Consider the following 21,996-nt stretch of genomic DNA (forward strand, 5'->3'; position numbering starts at 1 on the left):
ATGGCCGAGCATTTCCTGACCAAGTGCCAGATCGACCTCAGCCAATGCCTCGAGACCGGCGGCGGGCTGGCGCTGGAAAGCCACGGGGCGCTCTATCAGGCGCTGCGCGAACGGGTCTCGCCCGAGGCCGCCGCGCTCTTTGCCGAACCGCTCCTGAGCCGCGGCAACGAGACCGCCCCGGCCAGCGTCGCCTGGTATACCGAATACCCCGGCGAGGGCCGCCCCCTTCGCGCGCTGGACGAGGCCGACCGCAGCCGGGTCGAGGCCGTTCTGAGCGAAAGGCTGCGCGCCATCCGCGCCCATCTTGCCGATCCCGAGGACGGACCGCTGATCGGTGCGGCGCTGCATCTGGCCAACCATCCCGACGGCGACATCTGGGTCGTCGACGGCCAGCCGGTGATCGTGAACTGGGGCATGCTGCCGGTCGGCATGAGCCGCGACCCCGAGACCCGTGCCGCCCATGTCGCCGCCACACTGGGGCGCTTTCTGCCGCTGGCCGCTGCGCCGCCGCTCAGCGCAACCGAAGCCATGGCGCGGCGGGCCGACCCCCCGCCCGACACCGACGGCAGCGGCCCCCCGGCTGCGGGCGCCACGGTGGCGCCCGGCCCGGTCCCGCCCGAACCCGCCGCGCGTGCCTGGCCCGGAGTAATCGCCTGGGTGCCCTTGCTTGCCCTGCTATTGATCGCGGGCGGCGTGCTGGTCTGGCTGCTTCTGCCCGGCACCCGGATCTTTCCGCCCCGCAACCCCGACCCGGCCATCGACCGCGCCGCCGCCGCGGCCGCCGTTGCCGAGATCAACGCCTCGCTCGAAGACCGGCTGGCGCGGCTGCAGGCAGCGCTGGACGGCGCCCAATGCCGTCCCGACGGCACGCTGACAATGCCTGACGGCCGCACCATCGAGGGGCTGCTGCCGCCCGATCCGGCCAACCCCGCCGACGCGCCCGGCAGCCGCGCCGCCGCCGATCCGCACCCGATCCTGCCGCCCGACCCGGCCCGGGTGCAGGTGCCCTCGGACGGCGCCTCGGCGATGGACCTGACCTCGCTGCTGGAGCTGATCGAGGCCCGCACGGTGATGGTGGTGCGCTATCTCGCCGATGCCGATGCCCGCCCCGGCGAACAGGTGCGGGCCGAGCGCGGCTCGGGCTTCTTCGTCGGCCCCGATCTCGTCGTGACCAACAATCACGTGGTCGCGGGCGCGCAGGACGACCGGATCTTCGTCATCAACCGCAGCCTCGGGCAGCAATATCCGGTGACGGTGATCAAGACCGTGGGGCCGTTCGGCAGCACCGGGCGCGATTTCGCGCTGCTCCGCGTCCAGGGCGTGAACGCGCCCTATTTCACGCTGCTGAAGCCCGGCCATTCGCTGAAGCTGCAAAGCGTGATCGCGGCGGGCTATCCCGACGACCTGCTGGGCGACTGGCGCGGCGGCACCGATCCGGTCCCGGACCTCGCGGTGACCGACGGCACCGTCAATGCAGAACAGGTGCTGGCGCAGGGCACGCCCGCCATCGTCCATTCGGCGCCGATCTCGCAGGGCAATTCCGGCGGGCCGCTGGTCGACATGTGCGGCCGTGTCGTCGGCGTCAACACCTTCGTCCGGCAGGGCGCGCTGCGCAATCTGAACGTCGCGCTGGCCTCGGGCGACCTGCTCGAGTTTCTCGAATCCGCCGCGCTGACCCCCGCCACCGTCACCCGGCCCTGCCAGCCGCAGCTGCTGCGCCCGGTGGCGCCGCCCGCCAGCGCCGGGACCCCGGCCGAGGCCGCCGCGGGCGTGCCGGATTTCAACCTCCGCCCCTCCTCGGACGAGTAGGAGAGACCGGATGTTCGAGGCGCTCATCGTCACCACCTCCTCGGCCGGGCTGACCGCCATCGGCAGCCGCGAGCAGCGCTCCTACGAGCTGATCGCGGATACCCTGCGCGACCGGCTCGGCCCCGATCATGCCGCGCTGTTTGCCGAGCCGGTGGCGACCGAACAGGGCGACCGCTACGACTGGTATGCGCCGATCCCCGGAGCGGTGCGCCGGCTCGACGCGCTGGATCCCGAGCAGCGCGCGGAGGTCATGGCCCGGCTGGAGGTGCTGAGCGACGAGATCGCGGCCCTCGCCGACGAGATCGCGGCCGAAGGCAGCCCCAGCTCGGAACGCCTGTCCGAAGCGCTGCGCAATGCGCTGCAGGTGCCGGGCGAGGATTACGTCTATGCCATCGGCGACGGGCCCGGGCCGCAACCGGTACTGGTCAACTGGGCCTGGACCGGCGACCGGCAGCGCTCGGAACGCGGGCGGCTGACCGGTGCCGCCCGGATCCTGCCCGCCAGCGCCCCGGCCGCGGCCGAAAGCGCCCCCGCAACCGGGACGGCGCCCGCCGAACCTGTAGCCGCCGCAAACGCGCGCCCCGGCATGTCGCTCTGGCCGCTTCTGCTCTGGCTCGGCTGGCTGATCCTCGCGCTGATGCTGGCCGCGATCGTGGCGCTTCTGGTTCCGGCCTGCGGGCTGCGGGGGGTCGGGCTCTTCTCCTTCTGCCCGGGCCCGCCGCCCGAGGCCTCGGCCGCCGATGCCGGCACCCTGATCCTGCAGGACCGGATCGACCGGATCGAGCGCCGGATCGCCATTGCCGACCGCGCCTGTCAGCCCGCGCCACCGCCGCCGCCCGCCGCCCCGGTCGAGGAAAGCCGCTACGACCGCGCGCTTGACGATGCCGGGGCGCGGCGGGGCGATCTGAACTTCTCGCTGTTCTGGAGCGGCCCCTCGGATATCGATCTGGCCGTGACCTGCCCGACCGGCGCCCGGATCTGGTATCGGGCCAAGAATGTCTGCAACGGGCGGCTCGATGTCGACAGCAATGTCGACCGGATCCGCCCCGACCCGGTCGAGAACATCTATTTCGAAGGTCCGGCCTCGGGCACCTACCGCGCCACCGTCACGCTGTTCAAGGACCGCACCCGCGGCCCCGACAGCTTCCGGCTGCTGATCCGCGACGCAGGCAGCGAGGTCCTGCAGGAGGGCCGCCTGACCCGCCAGGGCGAAAGCTGGACCACAACCATCAACTATCCCGGATTGCCATGATCTCTGACCGCAAGGAACAGCTCCGGCCGCTCGTCAACTGGCACGAGGACATCACCCTGGTGCCGTTCTCGGGCATCCAGATGCTGGATTTCGGCTTTGCCATCGATCAGGCGGCCCAGCGCCCCTGGCGGTTCATCGAGCGCACCCTCGACGACACCCCGGACGAGCGGATGCTGATCCCGCTGACCGGCAACGAGGAACTCGACGCACCGCTGGAAAGCGCCGCCAAGCCCGATGACGACCCCTATTCGATCCGGCCCGCGGCGGCGCTGGAACCGTTCCTGTCGAAATGGGTGCCGGTGCCGGTCCTCAGGATGAAATCCGAGCGCGGGCCCGCGGGCGAGGAACGCTTCGATCCCGGCCCCTCGACCTGGGCGCGGATGCGGGTGGTGGAACTGGCCGCCCCCGATCCCGAGACCGGCCATACCCACCGGGTGCAGATCGCGCTCGATACCGCGCTGACCGCGCAGGACCAGTCGGCCCATTACGTCGCGCCCCAGATCGCCGATGCCGAGAACCCGCGCGATTTCCGCTTCGTCTCGGACCCGGCGCAGATGGACTGGTTCCTGCGCCGGATCGAGGAGGGCGAGGACGGCCAGAAGCGCGACCCGCAGCTCTGGGTCTCGGACTGGCTGAAAGAACTGTTCCTGGGCTTCAAGCGCGCCGAGCGGCCGGGGCGCAACATTTCCGAAGACACCCTGCCGCATCAGTTCGAGCATTGGGCGCGCTATCTCGCCTGCCTGCAATTCATCGACCGGGCGGTGAAGATCCCGAAGATCCGCTTCGTCAACACCGTCTCGGAACGCGACGCGGTGACGCCGGTCGATGTCGATCTGGTGCTGGATGTGGGCAATTCGCGCACCTGCGGCATCCTGATCGAACGCTTCCCGGGCGAGGCCCGGGTCGATCTGGTGCGCTCCTTTCCCCTCGAGATCCGCGACCTGTCCCGGCCCGAGCTGTATTATTCGGGCCTGTTCGAAAGCCGGGTCGAATTCGCCGATCTGAAATTCGGCGATGACCGGTTTGCCAGCCGCTCGGGGCGCAGGAACGCCTTCATGTGGCCGGGCTTCGTGCGCGTCGGTCCCGAGGCGCTGAGGCTGATCCAGCGCGAGGAAGGCACCGAGACGATGTCGGGGCTCAGCTCGCCCAAGCGCTATCTCTGGGATGACGAGACCCGCCAGCAGGACTGGCGTTTTCACAACCATTTCGACCCGAACAACCTGCCCAAATCGGTCCGCGCCGCGATGCGCCAGCTGAACGAGGCGGGCGACGTGATCGAGCAGGTCCGCCACGAGGAGAAACAGCGCCTGCGCCGCCGCGGCCGCACCCCCTCGGACCGGGCGATCCGGCCACGGTTTTCGCGCTCGTCGCTGTTCGGCTTCATGCTGGCCGAGATCTTCAGCCATGCGCTGGTGCAGATCAACGACCCCGCCTCGCGGGCGCGCCGGGCGCAATCGGACCTGCCGCGCCGGCTCAACCGCATCATCCTGACCCTGCCCACCGCGACCTCGGTGCAGGAACAAGCGATCATGCGCAGCCGGGCCGAGGGCGCGCTGAAGATGGTCTGGGCGATGCTGGGCATGGACGAGGCGCTGGACCGCTACAAGATCAAGCCCGCCGTCACCGTCGAATGGGACGAGGCCAGCTGCACCCAGCTGGTCTATCTCTACAGCGAGATCACCCAGAAATTCGACGGCAATATCGAGGCCTTCCTGCGCCTGAAGGGCCGCGACCGGGTCCGCCCCGGCGAGACCGCGCCCAGCCCCAGCCTCAGGCTGGCCTGCATCGATATCGGCGGCGGCACCACCGATCTGATGATCTCGACCTACTGGTCCGAGGCCAACCGCGTGCTGCACCCGGTGCAGACCTTCCGCGAGGGCTTTCGCGTGGCGGGCGACGACATGCTGCAGCGGGTGGTGTCCAGCATCGTTCTGCCGCGGCTGCAAAGCTCGATCGAGGCCGCGGGCGGGCGCTATGTCGGCGAGAAGCTGCGCGAGCTTTTCGCGGGCGATATCGGCGGGCAGGATCAGCAGGTGGTGCAGAAGCGCCGCCAGTTCGCGCTGCGCGCGCTGATGCCGCTGGCGGTCGCGATCCTGAGCCATTCCGAGACCGCCGCCGAATATGACCGTTTCGATCTGTCGGTGGCCGAGACGCTGGGCCTGCCCCGCCCCGGGCCCGCCCCCGACGAGGATGGCGTGGCGCCGCCCCGCGCCGGTCCGGCCGAGCCGCTGATCTCGGACGAGATCCTGGCCTATATCGAGCAGGCCGCGCGCGATGTCGGCGCGCCGGACTGGCGCTTTGCCGATGTGGTCCTGACCACCTCGCGCGAGGATGTCGACGCCATCGCCCGCGAGGCGTTCCAGAAGGTGCTGGGCAACATGGCCGAGGTGATCGACCATCTGGGCGTCGATGTGGTGCTGTTGACCGGGCGGCCCTCGCGGCTGCCGGCGGTGCGCTCCATCGTCGAGGAACTGCTGGTGGTGCCGCCCTACCGGCTGATCTCGATGCACAGCTACAAGACCGGGCGCTGGTACCCGTTCCGCGACCCGATCACCCAGCGCATCGGCGATCCGAAAAGCACGGTGGCGGTCGGCGGCATGCTGATCGCGCTGTCGGAGAACCGCATTCCGAACTTCAAGGTCACGACCGGCGCCTTCCAGATGAAGTCGACCGCGCGCTTCGTCGGCGAGATGGACAATAACGGCCAGATCCTCGACGCGCGGCTGATGTTCTCGGATCTCGACCTCGATACGAAGGGCGGCGCGCAGGAGGCCACGGTCGACATGTTCTCGCCCGTCCATATCGGCTCGCGGCAATTGCCGATCGAGCGCTGGACGACGACGCCGCTGTTCCGTCTGGACTTCGCCAATCCCAACGCCCAGCGTCGGCCGACGCCGATCCGGGTGACCTTCGAGAAGGCCGATTACGACGATGACGACCGCGAGGATTCCGAGGCCAAGCTGAGGCGCGAGGCGCTGCGCGAGGCCTTCGAGATCACCCTGGTCGAGGATGGCGCGGGCGACGGGATGAAGAATACCGATGTCGTGCTCAAGCTGCATACGCTGGGCTTCGACGACGAATACTGGATCGATACCGGCGTGTTCCGGTACTGAGGGGGCAGGATGACGACCAAGGACCAGCTTGCCGAAAGATGCGCCCGGGTCGAGACGGCGGCCCGCAAGGCGCTTGACTGGGTGTCTGACCCCGAGAATGCAGAGACCGTGGGGCTCGACCGCAAATCGCTGGCGCAGGCGCTGCGAAAGGGCGCGCGCCGGGCGCAGAAGCTTGGACGCGCCGCCCGCACCAAGATGTCGGTCAGCGTGTTCGGCCCCTCGCAGGCGGGGAAATCCTTCCTGGTCTCGGTGCTGGCGCGGCCCGAAGATGGACGGCTGGTGGCCGATTTCCAGGGCCCGGGCGGCCAGCTCGACTATATCCGCGAGATCAATCCCGAGGGCGAAGGCGAGTCGACCGGGCTCGTCACCCGCTTCACCATGACCAAGGCCCCCTGCCCCGATGGCTTTCCGATCCGGCTGGTGCTGCTGTCCGAAGCCGATGTCGCGCGCACCATCGTCAATTCCTTCTACATGGATGGCGACCAGTCGGAACCCGTGCCCGAGCCCGAGGCGATCACCGCCCATCTGGACGCCTTCCGCGCGAAGACGGGCGGCGCCGAAGTGCCCGGGCTGAGCCATGACGACGTGTTGGAAATCGCCGATTACGTCAATCGCAGCTTCGGGCGCGCGGCCTATGCCGCCGGGCTCAAGAGCTTCTGGGAGGATGCGGCGCTGATCGCGCCGAAGCTGGGCGTTGCCGACCGCGCCGCCTTCTTCGCCATCCTCTGGGGCGGGCATGACGCGCTGACCGATCTCTACATCCGGCTGGGCGAGGCGCTGCAGCAGACCGGCAATGCCGAGGAGGTGCATGCGCCGCTGGCCGCGCTGACGCCGCGCGAGACCTCGATCATCGACGTGAAGACGCTGCACGGGCTTGACAGTGAGGCGGACGACAGCCTGCCGCTCTGCCTGCCCTCGGGCGCCCGGGTCGAGCTGCCGCGCGCGCTGGTCTGCGCGCTGGCGGCCGAGCTGGTGATGCCGATGCAGACCCGGCCCTACGAGCTGTTCGAGGAAACAGACCTGCTGGACTTTCCCGGCGCCCGCAACCGCTTCGAACAGCCGCTGTCGAAGACCCTGGCCGAGCCCGAGAAGACCCTCACCCAGCTCTTGCTGCGCGGCAAGGTCGCCTATCTGTTCGACCGCTATGTCGAGAACCAGGAAATCACCTCGATGCTGCTCTGCGTGCCGGACAGCAACATGGAGACGCTCGACCTGCCCGGCCTCGTCGAGACCTGGATCGCGATGACCCATGGCGCCAGCGCCAAACAGCGCGCGGCGAGCCGCTGCATCCTGTTCTTCGTGCTGACCAAGTTCGACAAGCATCTGGGCGAGAGTGCCGCCGCCGGCGGCGCGGAAACCCGGTTCGAGCGTCGGATGCAGGCCTCGCTTCTGGAGAAGTTCGGCCGCGGCAAGGACCCCTGGGTCGACAGCTGGACCCCGGGACGGCCCTTCGACAATTGCTACTGGCTGCGCAACCCGAATTTCTATGTCGACGGGCTGATCGATTATGACGAGGCCAAGCGCGAGATCCGCATCCGTCCCGACAAGGAGGCGCGTCTGGCCGAGCTGCGCGCGGGCTGTCTCGAGGCCGCCAGCGTCCAGCGCCATTTCGCCGATCCGGCCGCGGCCTGGGACGCCGCGCTGGGGCTGAATGACGGCGGTGTCAGCTATCTGATCGGGCGGCTGGCCGAGGTCTGCACCCCCGACAGCAAGACCGGCCAGATCGGCGCCCAGCTCGACAGGCTGGCGGGCGATCTGGCCGCCGATCTGGCGCCCTTCCATGTCTCGGACGATATCGGCCGCCGGATCGAGGAAAAGCGCGAGGCGGCGGCCGTCCTCATCGACGAGCTGGAAATCGCGCTGCAGCGGCATCGCTTCGGCGCGGTTCTGGCCGCGCTGATGGTCGATCAGGACCTGGTGCAGGACCGGATCTCGCGGGTGCCCTCCTCGATCCGGATCTCGCAGGCGGTCTCGAGCGCGGCCACCGCCCGGCCCGCCGCCGAAACCTCCCGCCCGGCCGCCCCAGCCCGCCCCGGCCGCCCGCTGCGTCCCGGCCGCCCCGCGCCTGCCGCGGATCTGGCGCTGGCCGAGCCGCCCAGCACGGAGGCCAGGGCCAACCGGACCGCGACCGGCAATGGCGCCGATATCCGCACCATGTCCGCCGAGGCCTTCCAGGCCGAAAGCGCGGTCGAGGTCTGGATCGAGGGGCTCAAGCGGTTCCGCGAAGATGTCGGAACGGCCGGACATTTCGGGCTGAGCCCGGGCGCGGTCGCGACGCTTTCGGCCGAGCTGACCCATGCGCTCAGGCGCATCGGCGTGGTCGAGCGGATCCGGACCCAGCTCAAGGCGATGGCCTTCGGGCTGACCGTCGACAAGCAGGCCGAGCCCGCCGCCATCGTCTGCGCCGAGCATATCAACCGCTTCGTCTCGGTGCTGGGCAGCGACGCCCTGCCCGAGGCCGAGCGCGCCCGGGTCGAGCTTCCGGAAGGCGGCAGCCGGCCGGTCTTCGCGCCCCGCCCCGGCGCCGACGATGCCGACGGCCTGCCGCCCGAGCCGCGCCCGACCGCCGAGGAGACCTGGACCGACTGGGTCTTCGCGCTGGACGCGATGTTCGTGGCCAATGCCAGGGATGGCGATGCGGGCGGCGTCAATGTCGCGCAAAATCAGAAACTTGGCGAGATCCTGGCCGAGTTCGGCGCGGGGGGCGCATAGGCGATGGCGCTGAAGATCCGCCCCGATCCGCGACGTCCCTCGGGAGGCTATGCCGAGTTGTCGGCCGAGGCCGGGGCCCTGCCCGAGACCGAGGCCACGGTCTCGGTCTTCGACGCCTTTTCCGAACGCTTCCTCGGGCTTGACGGTTGGCAATCCGACCGGGCCGAGTTCGGCCCCTATGAGGTGGTCCGCGACGGCGACCGCGCGAGGCTGGTGATCGGCCCCGAGATCGTCAACCGGATCGAGGAATATGCCGCGCTGAAGATCCGGGTGAACCGCATCGAGGCCGAGCTGAGCTGGCCCGATGACGTGGTGCCGATGCCGGGGGCGGCCCGGATCGGCGGGCTTGCGGTGGCGCGCGCGGCACCCGCCGAGGCCACGACTGAGGCGACGGCCGACACAAAGGGTTTGCTGACCGGCAAACTGCCCGATCCCGGGCCCGGGGCGCCGCCGCCCGCCGCGCAGACCGAAGACCCCGCCCCGGAGGAACAGCGCCGCAGCCGCCTGCCCCTGATCGCCGGGCTTTCAGCACTCGCGCTTCTGATCTGCGGCGGGGCGCTGGCCTGGTTCCTGATGCAGCCGCCTTCCCCGCCGGTGGTCGCCGATCGCCCCGAGGCCGAGCCGACGCCGCCCGATCCCTGCCGCCCCGAGGCGCTGGCCGGGCTGGACGGTCTGCCCTTCGCCGAGGGCCGGGCGCTGATGGCGCGTTGCGGCGCGCGGGTGACCCCGCAACAGGCGCTGGCCGCGCTCGAGGCCGGGGCCGATGCGGGCGATGCCGATGCCCTGCTGCTGTTCGGCGAGATCTACGACGAGGGCGCCAATGACGACCCCGTCGAGACCGAGATCGGGCTCAGCCTGACGCCGAGCGCCTCGAAAGCCGCCGAATATTATGCCCGGGCGCGCGCCGCGGGCAGCGCCGAGGCCACCAGGCGCCTCGAGCGTCTCTGCCCCGATTTGCGCGCGGCCTCCGACACGCTGTCGCGAAGCGCCGCCGAGGAGTATTGCCGTCCATGAGCCCCTTCCGCCTCCGCCCGGCCCTTTCGGCATTTGCGATCGTGCTTTTCGTTGCCCAGAGCGGCGCGGCACTGGCGCATCCGCTGCTGGTCGAGGACACATCGACGGTCTATCAGCGGGTCCTGACCCGGCCCGGCGCGCCGCTCCATGACGCGCCCGACGGCCCCGAGACCAGCCGCTATCCGGCGTTCCAGCCGCTTTACGTCTTTGCCCGGCAGGAGGGCTGGGTCGAGGTCGGCCCCTCGGCCACCGCCGCGCCCGCGGGCTGGGTCGCGGCCGACACCGTGGTCGACTGGAAACAGAACATCGTCGCCACCTTCACCAACCCCGCCGACCGTGCCCGCTCGCTGATGTTCCGGACCGAGGACGATCTGCGCGGCTTCATGGAGGACGAGGCGCTGGTCGCCACCCAGGCCCGGCTGATCGAGAAGGCCGAGACCGGGATGCTTGCGCCCGAGGACGGCGTCGTCGCCATCGAACCCGAAAACTACGTCAATATCCGCGACCGCTTCTACATCCTGCCGATCCTCGATTTCGTCGAGGACCTGCACCCGATGACCTATGACGCGAACCTGCTTCTGAAAGTGGCCTCGGTGCCGCTGCGCGACGAGCTGCCAGTGGTCGCGGCCGAGGCGTCCTCGTCGGCGGGCGATTTCGACGCGGGCGTCGTCTTCGTCTTCGACACCACCAAGTCGATGCAGCCCTATATCGAGCGCACCCGCAAGGCACTGGCCCGGATCATCTTCGACATCAACGGCACCGATATCGGCGAACGGATCAATTTCGGCATCGAGGCCTTCCGCGACAATCCCGAGGCCGCGCCGGGTCTGGGCTACCGCACCCGCGAGGTGATCCCGCTCGAGAGGCGGATCAACCAGCTGCCGGTGCTCGAGGCGATCGACAATACCCGCACCGCGACGGTCTCGTCGCCCGGCTTCAACGAGGACAGCCTGGCCGGCGTCGAGGATGCGATCCGCCGGACCGACTGGGACCGGACAGGCTCGGGCGATCCGTTCGACGCGCGCTATGTCATCCTCGTGACCGATGCCGGGCCGAAGGACCCGCGCGACCCGAATGCGCGTTCGGAAATCGGCCCGGTCGAGATCCAGCGCGATGCCGAGGGGCGCAACATCGTCATCATGACGCTGCATCTGAAGACGGATGCCGGCGCGGCCAATCACGACTATGCCGCCGAGCGCTACCGGCAGCTGTCGCGCTTTGCCGGGCGGCAGTTCTACTATCCCATCGAGGGCGGCTCGGAACAGGCCTTCGAGGACACCGTGACGGCGCTGGTCACGGCGCTGACCGATCACGTGCGGATGGCGCTGGGACAGGCGCAGGTGCTGGCCCCCGAAGACCGCGACGAAGATCTCGAATTCCTGGGCCACGCGCTGCAACTGGCCTGGCTCGGCGCGCGTGAGGGCACCCGCGCGCCCGACGTGTTCGAAAGCTGGGTGACCGAGAAGGCGGCCGAAAAGCCCCGGGCGCTGGCGCTCGAGCCGCGGCTTCTGGTGACCAAGAACGAGATGGCGACCATGGCCGAGCTGCTCGACAACCTGGTCCGGCTGGCCGAGGGAACGCGCGGCGAGGAGGAGGCGCGCGGCTTCTTCCGGCAGGTCCGCGGCGTCATCGCGCAGATGGCGCAGAACCCCGACCGGCTGGTCGCGACCGATGCCGACAGTCTGGGCGGCGCGCTCGAATATCTCGAACGCCTGCCCTATCGCAGCCAGCTTCTGCAGACCGACGAGGCGCGCTGGATGTCGGGACCGATGGTCCGGCGCGAGATCATCGACGGCATGCGCCAGAAGCTGACCCAGTATCGCAAATGGCTTTACGACCCCTCGGTCTGGACCGCGCTTTACGAGGGCGCGCCCGATGGCGAGCAGGTCTTCGCCATGCCCTTCGACATCCTGCCCTGAGCCGATGGAGGCCGCGCTCGACATCCGCGATCTCGGGGTCTCGCTCAGCGATGGCGACCGGGGCTTCGCACTGAGGGTGCCCGAGCTTCGCATCGCCGCGGGCGAAACCGTGGGGCTGACAGGACCCAGCGGCACCGGCAAGACATTGCTGCTGGAGCTTCTGGGCCTGTTGCGCGCGCCCGAGCCGGGCGGCATCTACCGGCTGCGCCCGGCCGAGGGACCGGCGCGCGACCTGGCCGCGCTCTGGACCGGCCGGGGCGGGCTCGCGCCCCTGCGCGGGCGGCTCTTCGGCTTCGTGCCGCAGACCGGCGGGCTGCTGCCCTTCCTGACGCTGGCCGAGAACGTGGCCCTGCCGCAGCGGATCTGCGCGCGCCCCGACCCCGGGCTTGTGACCGATCTGATCGCGCGGCTCGGGCTCGGCCCGGTCGCGGGGCTGCGTCCCGAGCGGCTGTCGATCGGCCAGCGCCAGCGCGCCGCCATCGCCCGGGCGCTGGCGCACCGGCCCCGCTTCGTGATCGCCGACGAGCCGACCGCGGCGCTCGACCCCGAAAACGCCGCCGAGGCGATGAGCCTTCTGTTCGAGACCGCCGCGCGCAGCGGCGCCGCGGTGATCGTCTCGTCGCATGATCTGGACCTGCTGAAACGCTTTTCGCTGACCCGCTACCGGCTGGAGATCGATCCCGACCATGCGCCGGGCCGCCCCGTAAGCCGCCTGATCGCCGCAGCAGACGGACAGGAGGCGGCATGAGGCTTCTGGTCACGCTGGCGCTGCGGGCCCTGTTCCGCGACTGGATCTTTCTGCTGTGCAATGTCGCGGTGCTGGCAGGCGTCATCGTGCCGCTTCTGGTGCTTTATGGGGTGCGGAACGGGGTCTATGATGCGCTGATCGGCGATCTGATGTCGAACCCGGCGACCTTGCAGATCGACACCGCGGGCAACCAGAGCTTCACGCCCGCCGATCTGGCCGAGGTGCAGGGCTGGGAGGATGTGGGTTTTGCCACGCTCAAGACCCGCAGCATCTTCGACTATGTGAATGTCCGCGCGACCGGCGGGCGCGGCCGACAGGAGGCGCTGATCGCGCCTTCGGGCAGGGGCGATCCGATGATCGCGCCGCTGCCGGGGCTGGGGGCGGACGAGGTCGCGGTCTCGCCCGCGCTGGCCGCGCAGCTTGGGCTGGCGCCCGGCGACCGGGTCGAGATCTTCACCCAGGCCGAGAACCGGCCGCGCCAGCTGGTCCTGCCCGCGCGGCTTGCGGGCGTCTTGCCCGAGGGACGGCTCGACGGGCGGGTGGTGATGGCCGATATCGCCATGCTCGACCTGATCGAGGCCTTCTATGACGGCTATGCCCTGCCCGAGCACGGCATCGACAGCGGCAAGCCCTTGGCCGACCGAACCGAAAGCTTCGAGGGGATGCGGGTCTATGCCTCCGCGCTCGACCGGCTGGCGCCGCTGCAGGACCGGCTGGAAGCCCGCTTCGGCATTCGCACCCAGGCACGCACGGCCCAGGTGACCTCGGTGCTGGCGCTGGGGCGCAATCTGGGGCTGGCGCTGGCGCTGACCGTGGCCGTGGCGGCGGCAGGGCTTGCCGCCTCGCTGATCTTCGGCTTCTGGGGCGAGGTCGTGCGCACCCGCCGCACCCTGGCCAATCTGGGGCTGCTGGGCCTGCCGCAATGGCAGCTTTCGCTGTTCCCGGTGATCCAGGCGCTGGTGACGGCGGTGGCGGGGCTTTTCGTCTCCTTCCTGCTGTTCCACCTGACCGCGGCGCTGGCCGAAAGGCTGTTCGAAACCGGGCTGACCGATCGCGGCGGGCTGGTCTCGGTTTCGGCGGGCCAAGCCGCGACCATCGCCGCGGCCGTGATCGCCTTCGTCGGCTGCGCCTCGCTGGCGGCGGCCCGGGCGGCCCTTGCCACCGACCCCGCCACCGTCCTGAGGGAAGAGACATGAGATCCGCGGCCCTGTGCCTGTCGCTGTTTCTGGCCGCGCCGGTCGCCGCCGCCCCGGTCACCTGGGACAAGGCCCAGTACGACCCCGCGGCCGGGACCGCGCCCGCCGATCTGATCCTGCCGATGCCCTGCGGCGGGGCGATGGCCTTCCAGCGCGTCGTGGTCCCGGTCGAGGCCGACGACCCGCTGGCCGACCGTCGCATCCGGGTCGGCCAGTCCGATCCCGAGACCGGCTATTCCGACTATCTGCGCACCGCCTATCTGCGCGGCGCCTTCCCCGGCCCCGCCCCGGGCGACAGCGTCTATTACATCGCCCGCTACGAGATGACCCGCGCCCAGGGCCGCGCGCTGACAGGCGATTGCAGCCCGCCCAAACGGATCGACCGCACCGCGCTGGGGGGGCTGTCCTGGTTCCGCGCGGTCGAGCTGTCGCAGCGTTATTCCGAATGGCTGCTGGCCGAAGCCCGCGAGGCGCTGCCGCCCGAGACCGATGGCCGGGCCTATCTGCGGCTGCCCACCGAAACCGAATGGGAATTCGCGGCCCGCGGCGGCGCGGCGGTCGACCCCACGGTCTTTCCCTCGCGCCGCTTCTTCGGCGAGGGCGATCTGTTCGACTATGCCAAGGTGGTGGGCTCGGCGCGGGGCGCGCTGCTGCCCGTGGGCCTCGCCCGGCCGAACCCGCTGGGGCTTTACGACATCTACGGCAATGCCGAGGAGCTGATGCTGGAGCCCTACCGGCTGAACGCCGTCGGGCGCGATCACGGCCAGGCGGGCGGGCTGGTGACGCGCGGCGGCTCGGTCCTGTCGGCGCCCGCGCAGGTCTATTCGGCCGAACGCACCGAATACCCGCTTTACAGCGCCGCGGACGGCACCGCCACGGCGGGCAAGACCTTCGGGCTGCGGCTTGTGCTCAGCCGCAGCGTCGCCTGGTCCGACCCGGTTCTGCGCGAAATCAAGGCGGGCTGGATCGCGCGGACCGAGAAGACCGCGCGCGGCGGCCCCGACCAGACCCCGCTCGGCACGCTTGCCGAAATGATCGACGAGGAAATCGACCCCCGCCGGAAGGCCGCGTTGCAGGACCTGCAACTCGAGGTCCGCCGCTCGGACGAGGAGGCGACCGCCGCCTTCGGCGAGGCCGCAAAGTCGACGCTTCTGAACGGCGCGGTGCTGGTGGGCGCGATGCGGGCCGGACAGACCGAGGAGGCGCGGATGAGCAGCGAGCTGATCGGCATCGCCGACCAGACCCGGCTCTGCGCCCGGGCAGAGCAATGCAGCGCCTTGCGCAGCGCGGGGTCGCGGCTGATGACCAAGCTCGACATGCTGCGCGACGTCCAGAAGACCTATCTGCTGTCGCTGCGCTCGGCCGTCGAATCCCTGACCGAAGGCGCCGATCCGAAGCTGACGGAGGATGCGATGCGGCTTTTGCAGGGCGAGCTCTCGGCCTCGGGCCAGCGCCAGATCCTCGACAACCTCGCGCGTTTCGCGGCCCTGCTCGAAGCCTATCGCGACAAGCCCGACATGTCGGAGGAGGAATTGCGCCTGCTGGTGCTCTCGCACTGAGAGCGGCCCCAGCGGCCCGCATTGCGACCGCAGGGCGCTGCCGCAGCCGTCTCATCCTCTGCGGGCGGATGACCGGAAGCGCCATCGAGATTGGCTGTCTGGTCCTTGCCGCGATCTCGGCCGCACTTGGCGCATCGCTCGCCGAGCTGCTCCGCGGACCTGGTCGAAAGCTGCGCAGGTGATGACCGCGCGCGCCCTGACCGTCGGCGAGATGCGCGCGGGCCTTGGCAACGGCTTCGACGACCTCGAGCTTCTGCCGAGTCAGCTTCGCCCGCCTGGCCAAGGAGATGCGCTTGGCCCTGCTGACAGGGATTCAGGTCGTCGCGGACGATCTGCCTGCCCCGCTCGCCCCCATGCCGCCTTCGAGAAACCTGCGCGGCGTGGCTTTCGCCTTCGCGAGGGGCAGAATGACCTGACGAGCGGACGGCGCGAAACAGGCGACATGACAGTGAGCGGCGTGAGGGACGACCTTGCCGACGACCCGATGACCGGCGCCCGCAAGGCAGCCATTTCGATGACGACGGCTGCGGCTTGACGAGCGACAGCAGATCCGCGCCGCCGGCCGGAATGCCCATGAGGGACCGAAGGCACAGCCAGACCTCGACCGGCTCGTCACCGGGGTCGACGCTCTGGCCGCCCGGCAATCCGCAGCGGCTTCACAGCTTCTCGGACAGATTTCGGAGGAGCCCCCTGGCCGGAACCGGCATCAAGGCGACCGGGATAGGCAGGCTCGACGCACAGGGCCAGCCGCTGGGGCATCTAGGTCGCGGTAGACGGTGGCGGGCTACGATGCCGTCCCGCCCGTCACCTGCCCGATGCGAAACGCCAAAGCGCGTCGCCTGCCCTTTCGGTCTCTGGAAATGTCCCGGCGGCGGTGGCATGGTCGCCCCAAAGGGAATCTCGATTGAACGTCGTCGTCTTTGCCAACGGGCTTGTCCTGGGGCTGCTGGCTCTGATGTCGGCGGTCGTGGCGGCGATTTACCCCGAGACCCGACCGATATTCGGCGAGGCCGCGTTCCAGCTCGGGCTGATCGGCACGCTGGTCGCGATGGCCTCCCGACCCAGCTTCGAGACGCTGCGTCTGCCCCATGCCTTCATGCTGACCGCCTCGGTCTGGCTGATGGCTGCGGCGGGCGGCGCGGTGCCGCTTTACTTGTGGAAGCTGTCGGCGGCCGATGCCTTCTTCGAGGCGATGTCGGGGATCACCACCACCGGCTCGACGGTGATGACCGGGCTGGACGGCACGCCCAGGGGCATCCTGATGTGGCGCGCGCTGTTGCAGGCGCTGGGGGGCGTCGGCTTCATCGGCACCGGCATCGCGCTTCTGCCGGTGCTCAAGGTCGGCGGCATGCAGCTTTTCCGAACCGAAAGCTCGGACAAGAGCGAGAAGGAGCTGCGCAACGCCACCCAGTTCGCGGCGGCGACGCTTCTGGTCTATGTCTCGCTGATGATCTTCTGCGGCGTGCTTTACCGCGCCGGCGGGATGAGTGTCTTCGACGCCGCGACCCATGCCATGACCACGCTGTCGACGGGGGGCTATTCCACCCATGACGCGTCCTTCGGCTTTTTCGCGAGCCCGTTCCTGCAATGGACCTGCACGCTGTTCATGGTGCTCGGCTCGGTGCCCTTCTCGTGGTACATCCGCTCGGTCTATCACGGCAAGTTCCGCAGCGAGCAGGTCTCGGCGATGCTGAAGACGCTGGCCGCGGTGATCCTGCCGCTGAGCCTGTGGCTGATGCTGAGCACCGACCTGCCGCTTCCGGCCGCGCTCCGGCTGGTGGCGTTCAACGTGGTCTCGGTGGTCTCGACCACGGGCTATGCCACGACCGACTACACCACCTGGGGACCGGTCGCGGTGACCGCCTTCGTGATCCTGACCGCGGTCGGCGGCTGCACCGGCTCGACCTCGGGCGGGGCCAAGGCGATGCGCTGGGTGATCATGTACCGGCTGCTGCGCGAGGGCATCCGCTCGGTCCGCTACCCGCACGGGGTCTATCGCATCCGCTACGAGGGCCGGGTGATCGACGAGGACATCGTCTCGAGCGTGATCGGCTTCTTCTCGATCTATGCGCTGAGCTTTGCGGTGATCGCGAGCCTCCTGACGCTGGTCGGGCTGGATGCCGCGACGGCCTTCAGCGGCGCGATCACGGCGCTGGCCAATGTCGGACCGGGCGTCGGCGACCTCATCGGGCCCGCGGGCACCTTCCAGTCGCTGTCCGACAAGGCCAAGACGATCCTCGCCATCGGCATGTATCTGGGACGGCTCGAGATGCTGACCGTGCTGGTGCTGCTGACGCCGCGGTTCTGGCGCTCGCTGGAGTAAGGCTCAGAACGCCGCATGCGCGCCCAGTTCGGCGCGCTCCGCTCCGCTGACCAGCCGGGCGTAATAGTCGAACAGCCGGTCGCTGCCATATTCGGGCGTGGCATCGGCATCGTAACGTCCGGTTTCGGGATCGAGCAGCAGCATCGACTCGGTGCCGTAATAGCGCCCGATCCGGGCGAATTCGGCCTTGTCGCGGAGCTTTGGCGACACCCGTCCCAGCGCCGAAAGCAGCGCGACGATCCCGTCCATGACCCCGACCGGCACCTGCTTGATCTTCGGCGGCCGCCCCAGCAGGCGGAACAGCTCCTCGGCCTGATCGCGCGGCGTGATCGCGGGCCCCGGGCCGCCGATCGGCAGCACCCGGTTCTGCAGCTCCGGATCGTCGAGGCAAAGCGCCATGAACCGGCCCAGATCGGCATCGCTGATCGGCTTGCAGGCGGTCAGCCGGCCATCGCCGAAGACCAGGAAGGGCTTGCCCGCCCTGACCCTCTCGACCTGGCCCGAAAGCGACTTGAAGAAGGCGGTGGGCCGGACGATGGACCAGGTCAGCCCCGAGGCCATCAGCTCGGCCTCGAAGGCCAGCTTGGCCTTTTGGAAGGCCAGCAGCGGCTTCTGCACGCAGATCGCCGAAAGCAGCACCGCCTGATCTGCCCCGGCGGCGCGGGCCGCGGCCAGCGCATGGGAATGGGCCTCGTGATCGATGGCCCATGCATCGCGGGGCGTACCGGTCCGCGAGGCAAGGCAGGAGACCAGCGCATCGAACCGCTCGCCGCGAAAGCCGTCGGCCGCCAGCGAGGCGGGATCGGTGACATCGCCGACCCGGACCCGCGCCGCGCCGGGCAGGCCTCGCCCCGGATCGTCGCCCGCGCGCGGCCGCAGGAAGCACACCACCTCATGGCCCCGCGCCAGCAGCGCGTCGAGCGTGGCCCGGCCGATGGTGCCGGTCGCGCCCAGAAGGAAGATCCGCCGGGGCCGGGGCGACAAAGCGGTATCGGTCATGGTCTCGGCTCCTCGGCAGCGGTCCTGAAAGGTCATGGAGGCCCGGAAAGGCATGGGGTCGGCCAGAACCTAAGGCCCCGCGACGGCCAAGGAAAACGGGACGCGGCGTCGCGCCCCGCCCCGCCGTTTCATCGGGCCTGACCTTTATCCGCCCCTATTCGGGAACGATCCGCACCGCGCCCTTGTCGGCCGAGGCCGCGAAATGGGCATAGGCCTTCAGCGCCTGCGAGACATTGCGCTTGCGCGGCGCGGCCGGTTTCCAGCCCTTCGCATCCTGCGCGGCGCGGCGGGCGGCCAGCTCCTCCTCGGAGACCGCGAGGTTGATCGAACGGTTCGGGATGTCGATCTCGATCAGATCGCCATCCTGCACCAAACCGATGGCGCCGCCCGAGGCCGCCTCGGGCGAGGCATGCCCGATCGACAGACCCGAGGTGCCGCCCGAGAACCGCCCGTCGGTGATCAGCGCGCAGGCTTTGCCGAGGCCCTTCGATTTCAGATAGGAGGTCGGGTAGAGCATCTCCTGCATCCCCGGCCCGCCCTTCGGCCCCTCATAGCGGATCACGACCACCTCGCCCGCCTGCACCTTGCCGGTCAGGATGCCCGAGACGGCCGCGTCCTGGCTTTCATAGACCCGCGCCGGGCCCGAGAAGACCAGGATCGAGTCGTCCACGCCCGCCGTCTTCACGATGCAGCCGTCGAGCGCGATATTGCCCTTGAGCACCGCCAGCCCGCCATCCTTCGAGAACGGCGCCTCGACCGAACGGATCACCCCGGCCTTGCGGTCGGTATCGAGCGAGGGCCAGCTCGAGGACTGGCTGAACGCCTCCTGGGTCGGAACGCCGCCCGGCGCGGCCAGGAACAGGTTGCGCGCCTCGTCGGAATTGGACCGGCCGATATCCCATTTGTCGATGGCCGCCCCCAGGGTCGGGGCATGGACGGTGGAACAGTCGCGATGGATCAGCCCGCCCCGGTCCAGCTCGCCCAGGATCGACATGATGCCGCCCGCGCGGTGGACATCCTCGACATGCACATTGGCGGTGTTGGGCGCGACCTTGCACAGGCACGGCACCTTGCGCGACAGTGCGTCGATATCGTCCATGGTGAAATCGACATCGCCTTCCTGGGCGGCGGCGAGGATGTGCAGGACGGTATTGGTGGACCCGCCCATGGCGATGTCCAGCGCCATCGCGTTCCGGAACGCCTCCTTGGTCGCGATCGAGCGCGGCAGCACGCTGGCATCGTCCTGTTCGTACCAGCGGCGGCACAGCTCGACCGCGCGGCGGCCTGCCTCGAGGAACAGCTCCTTGCGGGCGCTGTGGGTGGCCAGCGTCGAGCCGTTGCCCGGCAGCGACAGGCCCAGCGCCTCGGTCAGGCAGTTCATCGAGTTGGCCGTGAACATGCCCGAGCAGGAGCCGCAGGTCGGACAGGCGGCGGCCTCGATCCGGGCCAGGTCGTCATCCGAGACCTTGTCATCGGCCGCGGCCACCATGGCGTCGATCAGGTCCATGGACACGGTGCGGCCGTCGCCCAGCGTGACCTTGCCCGCCTCCATCGGCCCGCCCGAGACGAAGACCGCGGGGATGTTCAGCCGCATCGCGGCCATCAGCATGCCGGGGGTGATCTTGTCGCAATTCGAGATGCAGATCATCGCATCGGCGCAATGCGCGTTGACCATGTATTCGACCGAATCCGCGATCAGTTCGCGCGAGGGCAGCGAATAGAGCATCCCGTCATGGCCCATCGCGATGCCGTCATCGACGGCGATGGTGTCGAATTCCTTGGCGATCCCCCCCGCCGCCTCGACCTCGCGGGCGACCATCTGGCCCAGGTCTTTCAGATGCACATGGCCCGGCACGAACTGGGTGAAGGAATTGACGATGGCGATGATCGGCTTTCCGAAATCGCCGTCCTTGACGCCGGTCGCGCGCCAGAGGCCGCGGGCGCCGGCCATGTTGCGGCCATGGGTGCTGGTACGGGAACGGTATGCGGGCATGTCGTGACTTTCCGGCTGGCAAATCTTCGGGGTGACGAGTGCGCCCTGCAGCCGAAAAAATCAACCTTTCATTGGCCCTGAGCTTCATGGCAGAGTGGCCGCGCAATGATTTCCGCGCTTGATCACCTGGTTCTGACCACCACCGACGAAGAGGCCTGCCTGGCCTTCTATGTCGGCGTTCTGGGCCTTCGGCTCGAGACCTTCGGCGCGGGTCGCAAGGCGCTGTGCTTCGGCAGCCAGAAGATCAACCTCCACGTCAAGGGCCATGAATTCGAGCCCAGGGCGCATCTGCCGGTGCCGGGCGCGCTCGACCTGTGCTTTCTGGCCGACCGGCCGCTCGACGCGGTGATCGCGGCGCTTGCCGCGCGCGGCATCCGCCCCATCGAGGGGCCGGTCGCGCGCAGCGGGGCGACAGGCCCGATCCGCTCGATCTACCTGCGCGACCCCGACCTGAACCTGATCGAGATCTCCGAACCCGCCTGAGCGCTCAGCCCGGCTCGAAGACCACGTCGATTTCGGCCGGAAGCGCGTGATAGGGCGCCGAGCTCACCAGCGCATGGACCCCGCTTTGCGCATAGGCCGGGGCGGCGCCTTCGGTGATCGGCCCGGCGGCCAGCGCCTCGCCCGGCCAGTCCGGCCCCAGCGCGCGCATGGTGGCCGCGACCGCATCGGGGGCCATCCGGGCCAGCAGCAGCCGATCGGCGCCGAGCCGGGCCGCCGCGAGCGCCTCGTCGCCGTCGCGCACCTCGACCGTCACCCGGCCGTCCGGCGCCGCCTGCCGCAGCCCCGCGATCCGCTCGCCCGGCGCCGCCCGGCCGCCAAGCGCCCGGCAATCCGACAGCACAAGCGCCGCCTCGGACCCCAGCGCCGGATAGATCGCCGCCCCGCCCGCCGCAACCGCCTTCAGGGCCAGCGGCCGGGCCCCGGGGATCGCCTTGCGCGGACAGGCCACCGCCACCGCCGGATCGGCCGCGCGCGTGGCCCGCAGGATGCGCGCGGCGCAATCGGCAACGCCCGAGGCCCATTCCAGCAGCGTCTGCACCGCCTGCGCCCCCCCGACCAGCGCCTCGGCCGGTCCGCGCGCGGCGATCAGCAACGCGCCGGGCTCTGCCCTGGTCCCGCTTGCGATGGCGGTATCGGCGGCGCAGCCCAGCAGCGCGAACATCCGGGCGGCCTCCTCGGTGCCGCAGACAATGCCGGAGCCGCGCGCCCGCAGCGCAACCGACACCATGCGGGCCCGTCGCCCGGACGCGGAAAAGGCCGCGGCGGCGACGGCGCCGTCGCGTTTCAAGAGGCAAGCCAGGGCGGTATCGTCAAGAAGCAGCATCCGGGTCCGATCCTCGATTGAGCGAACCTTGC

Annotated in this window: 15 protein-coding genes; 12 read left to right on the forward strand and 3 right to left on the reverse strand. The window is 69.8% G+C overall.

What is annotated here, in order from left to right:
* The 11 genes from A6W98_RS13980 to A6W98_RS14025 all read left to right on the forward strand — a co-directional run bounded on the left by A6W98_RS13980 (position 1) and on the right by A6W98_RS14025 (position 17,645).
* On the forward strand, positions 1-1,809 hold the full coding sequence (locus A6W98_RS13980; protein WP_052678053.1) for a trypsin-like peptidase domain-containing protein: 1,809 nt from the start codon (positions 1-3) through the stop codon (positions 1,807-1,809).
* Between the two features lie 10 nt (positions 1,810-1,819).
* Positions 1,820-3,061, forward strand: a complete 1,242-nt coding sequence (locus tag A6W98_RS13985; RefSeq protein WP_042462421.1) for a hypothetical protein — start codon at positions 1,820-1,822, stop codon at positions 3,059-3,061.
* Entirely contained in the window at positions 3,058-6,174 is a 3,117-nt protein-coding gene (locus A6W98_RS13990) for a virulence factor SrfB (protein ID WP_042462423.1), read from the forward strand. Before A6W98_RS13985 ends, A6W98_RS13990 begins: the two co-directional genes overlap by 4 nt.
* 9 nt (positions 6,175-6,183) lie before the next feature.
* Positions 6,184-8,886 carry a virulence factor SrfC family protein gene (locus A6W98_RS13995; protein ID WP_042462425.1) on the forward strand — a complete coding sequence of 901 codons (2,703 nt, stop codon included), beginning with the start codon at positions 6,184-6,186 and terminating at the stop codon, positions 8,884-8,886.
* A gap of 3 nt (positions 8,887-8,889) precedes the next feature.
* The gene (locus A6W98_RS14000) at positions 8,890-9,900 is read left to right on the forward strand and encodes a hypothetical protein (RefSeq protein ID WP_052678054.1); all 1,011 of its coding nucleotides are present in this window, start codon (positions 8,890-8,892) and stop codon (positions 9,898-9,900) included.
* Positions 9,897-11,819 carry a vWA domain-containing protein gene (locus A6W98_RS14005; RefSeq protein ID WP_042462428.1) on the forward strand — a complete coding sequence of 641 codons (1,923 nt, stop codon included), beginning with the start codon at positions 9,897-9,899 and terminating at the stop codon, positions 11,817-11,819. The genes A6W98_RS14000 and A6W98_RS14005 overlap by 4 nt, the downstream gene beginning before the upstream one ends.
* A gap of 4 nt (positions 11,820-11,823) precedes the next feature.
* Positions 11,824-12,567, forward strand: coding sequence for an ABC transporter ATP-binding protein (locus tag A6W98_RS14010; protein ID WP_042462430.1), 744 nt, complete (start codon positions 11,824-11,826; stop codon positions 12,565-12,567).
* Positions 12,564-13,763 (forward strand): ABC transporter permease, encoded by a 1,200-nt coding sequence (locus A6W98_RS14015; RefSeq protein ID WP_042462432.1) that lies wholly within the window; start codon positions 12,564-12,566, stop codon positions 13,761-13,763. Before A6W98_RS14010 ends, A6W98_RS14015 begins: the two co-directional genes overlap by 4 nt.
* Positions 13,760-15,322 (forward strand): formylglycine-generating enzyme family protein, encoded by a 1,563-nt coding sequence (locus tag A6W98_RS14020; protein ID WP_052678055.1) that lies wholly within the window; start codon positions 13,760-13,762, stop codon positions 15,320-15,322. Before A6W98_RS14015 ends, A6W98_RS14020 begins: the two co-directional genes overlap by 4 nt.
* A 181-nt stretch (positions 15,323-15,503) precedes the next feature.
* On the forward strand, positions 15,504-15,857 hold the full coding sequence (locus tag A6W98_RS21160) for a hypothetical protein (protein ID WP_155734813.1): 354 nt from the start codon (positions 15,504-15,506) through the stop codon (positions 15,855-15,857).
* A 369-nt stretch (positions 15,858-16,226) separates the two neighbouring features.
* Positions 16,227-17,645 (forward strand): TrkH family potassium uptake protein, encoded by a 1,419-nt coding sequence (locus A6W98_RS14025; RefSeq protein ID WP_042462434.1) that lies wholly within the window; start codon positions 16,227-16,229, stop codon positions 17,643-17,645.
* 3 nt (positions 17,646-17,648) lie between these two features.
* On the opposite strand, the gene A6W98_RS14030 is transcribed toward A6W98_RS14025, so the two are convergent.
* Positions 17,649-18,644: an NAD(P)H-binding protein gene (locus tag A6W98_RS14030; protein WP_042462436.1), complete on the reverse strand. Its 996-nt coding sequence runs from the start codon at positions 18,642-18,644 to the stop codon at positions 17,649-17,651.
* A 154-nt stretch (positions 18,645-18,798) separates the two neighbouring features.
* The gene (ilvD, locus tag A6W98_RS14035; protein ID WP_042462438.1) at positions 18,799-20,637 is read right to left on the reverse strand and encodes a dihydroxy-acid dehydratase; all 1,839 of its coding nucleotides are present in this window, start codon (positions 20,635-20,637) and stop codon (positions 18,799-18,801) included.
* 105 nt (positions 20,638-20,742) lie between these two features.
* Between ilvD and A6W98_RS14040 the strand changes: the two genes are divergently transcribed.
* Positions 20,743-21,120, forward strand: coding sequence for a VOC family protein (locus tag A6W98_RS14040; protein WP_042462440.1), 378 nt, complete (start codon positions 20,743-20,745; stop codon positions 21,118-21,120).
* 4 nt (positions 21,121-21,124) lie between these two features.
* On the opposite strand, the gene A6W98_RS14045 is transcribed toward A6W98_RS14040, so the two are convergent.
* Positions 21,125-21,964, reverse strand: a complete 840-nt coding sequence (locus tag A6W98_RS14045; RefSeq protein WP_042462441.1) for a beta/alpha barrel domain-containing protein — start codon at positions 21,962-21,964, stop codon at positions 21,125-21,127.
* Positions 21,965-21,996 lie beyond the last annotated feature (32 nt).

The sequence above is a fragment of the Rhodovulum sulfidophilum DSM 1374 genome, from assembly GCF_001633165.1.
Taxonomy (GTDB): Bacteria; Pseudomonadota; Alphaproteobacteria; order Rhodobacterales; family Rhodobacteraceae; genus Rhodovulum; species Rhodovulum sulfidophilum.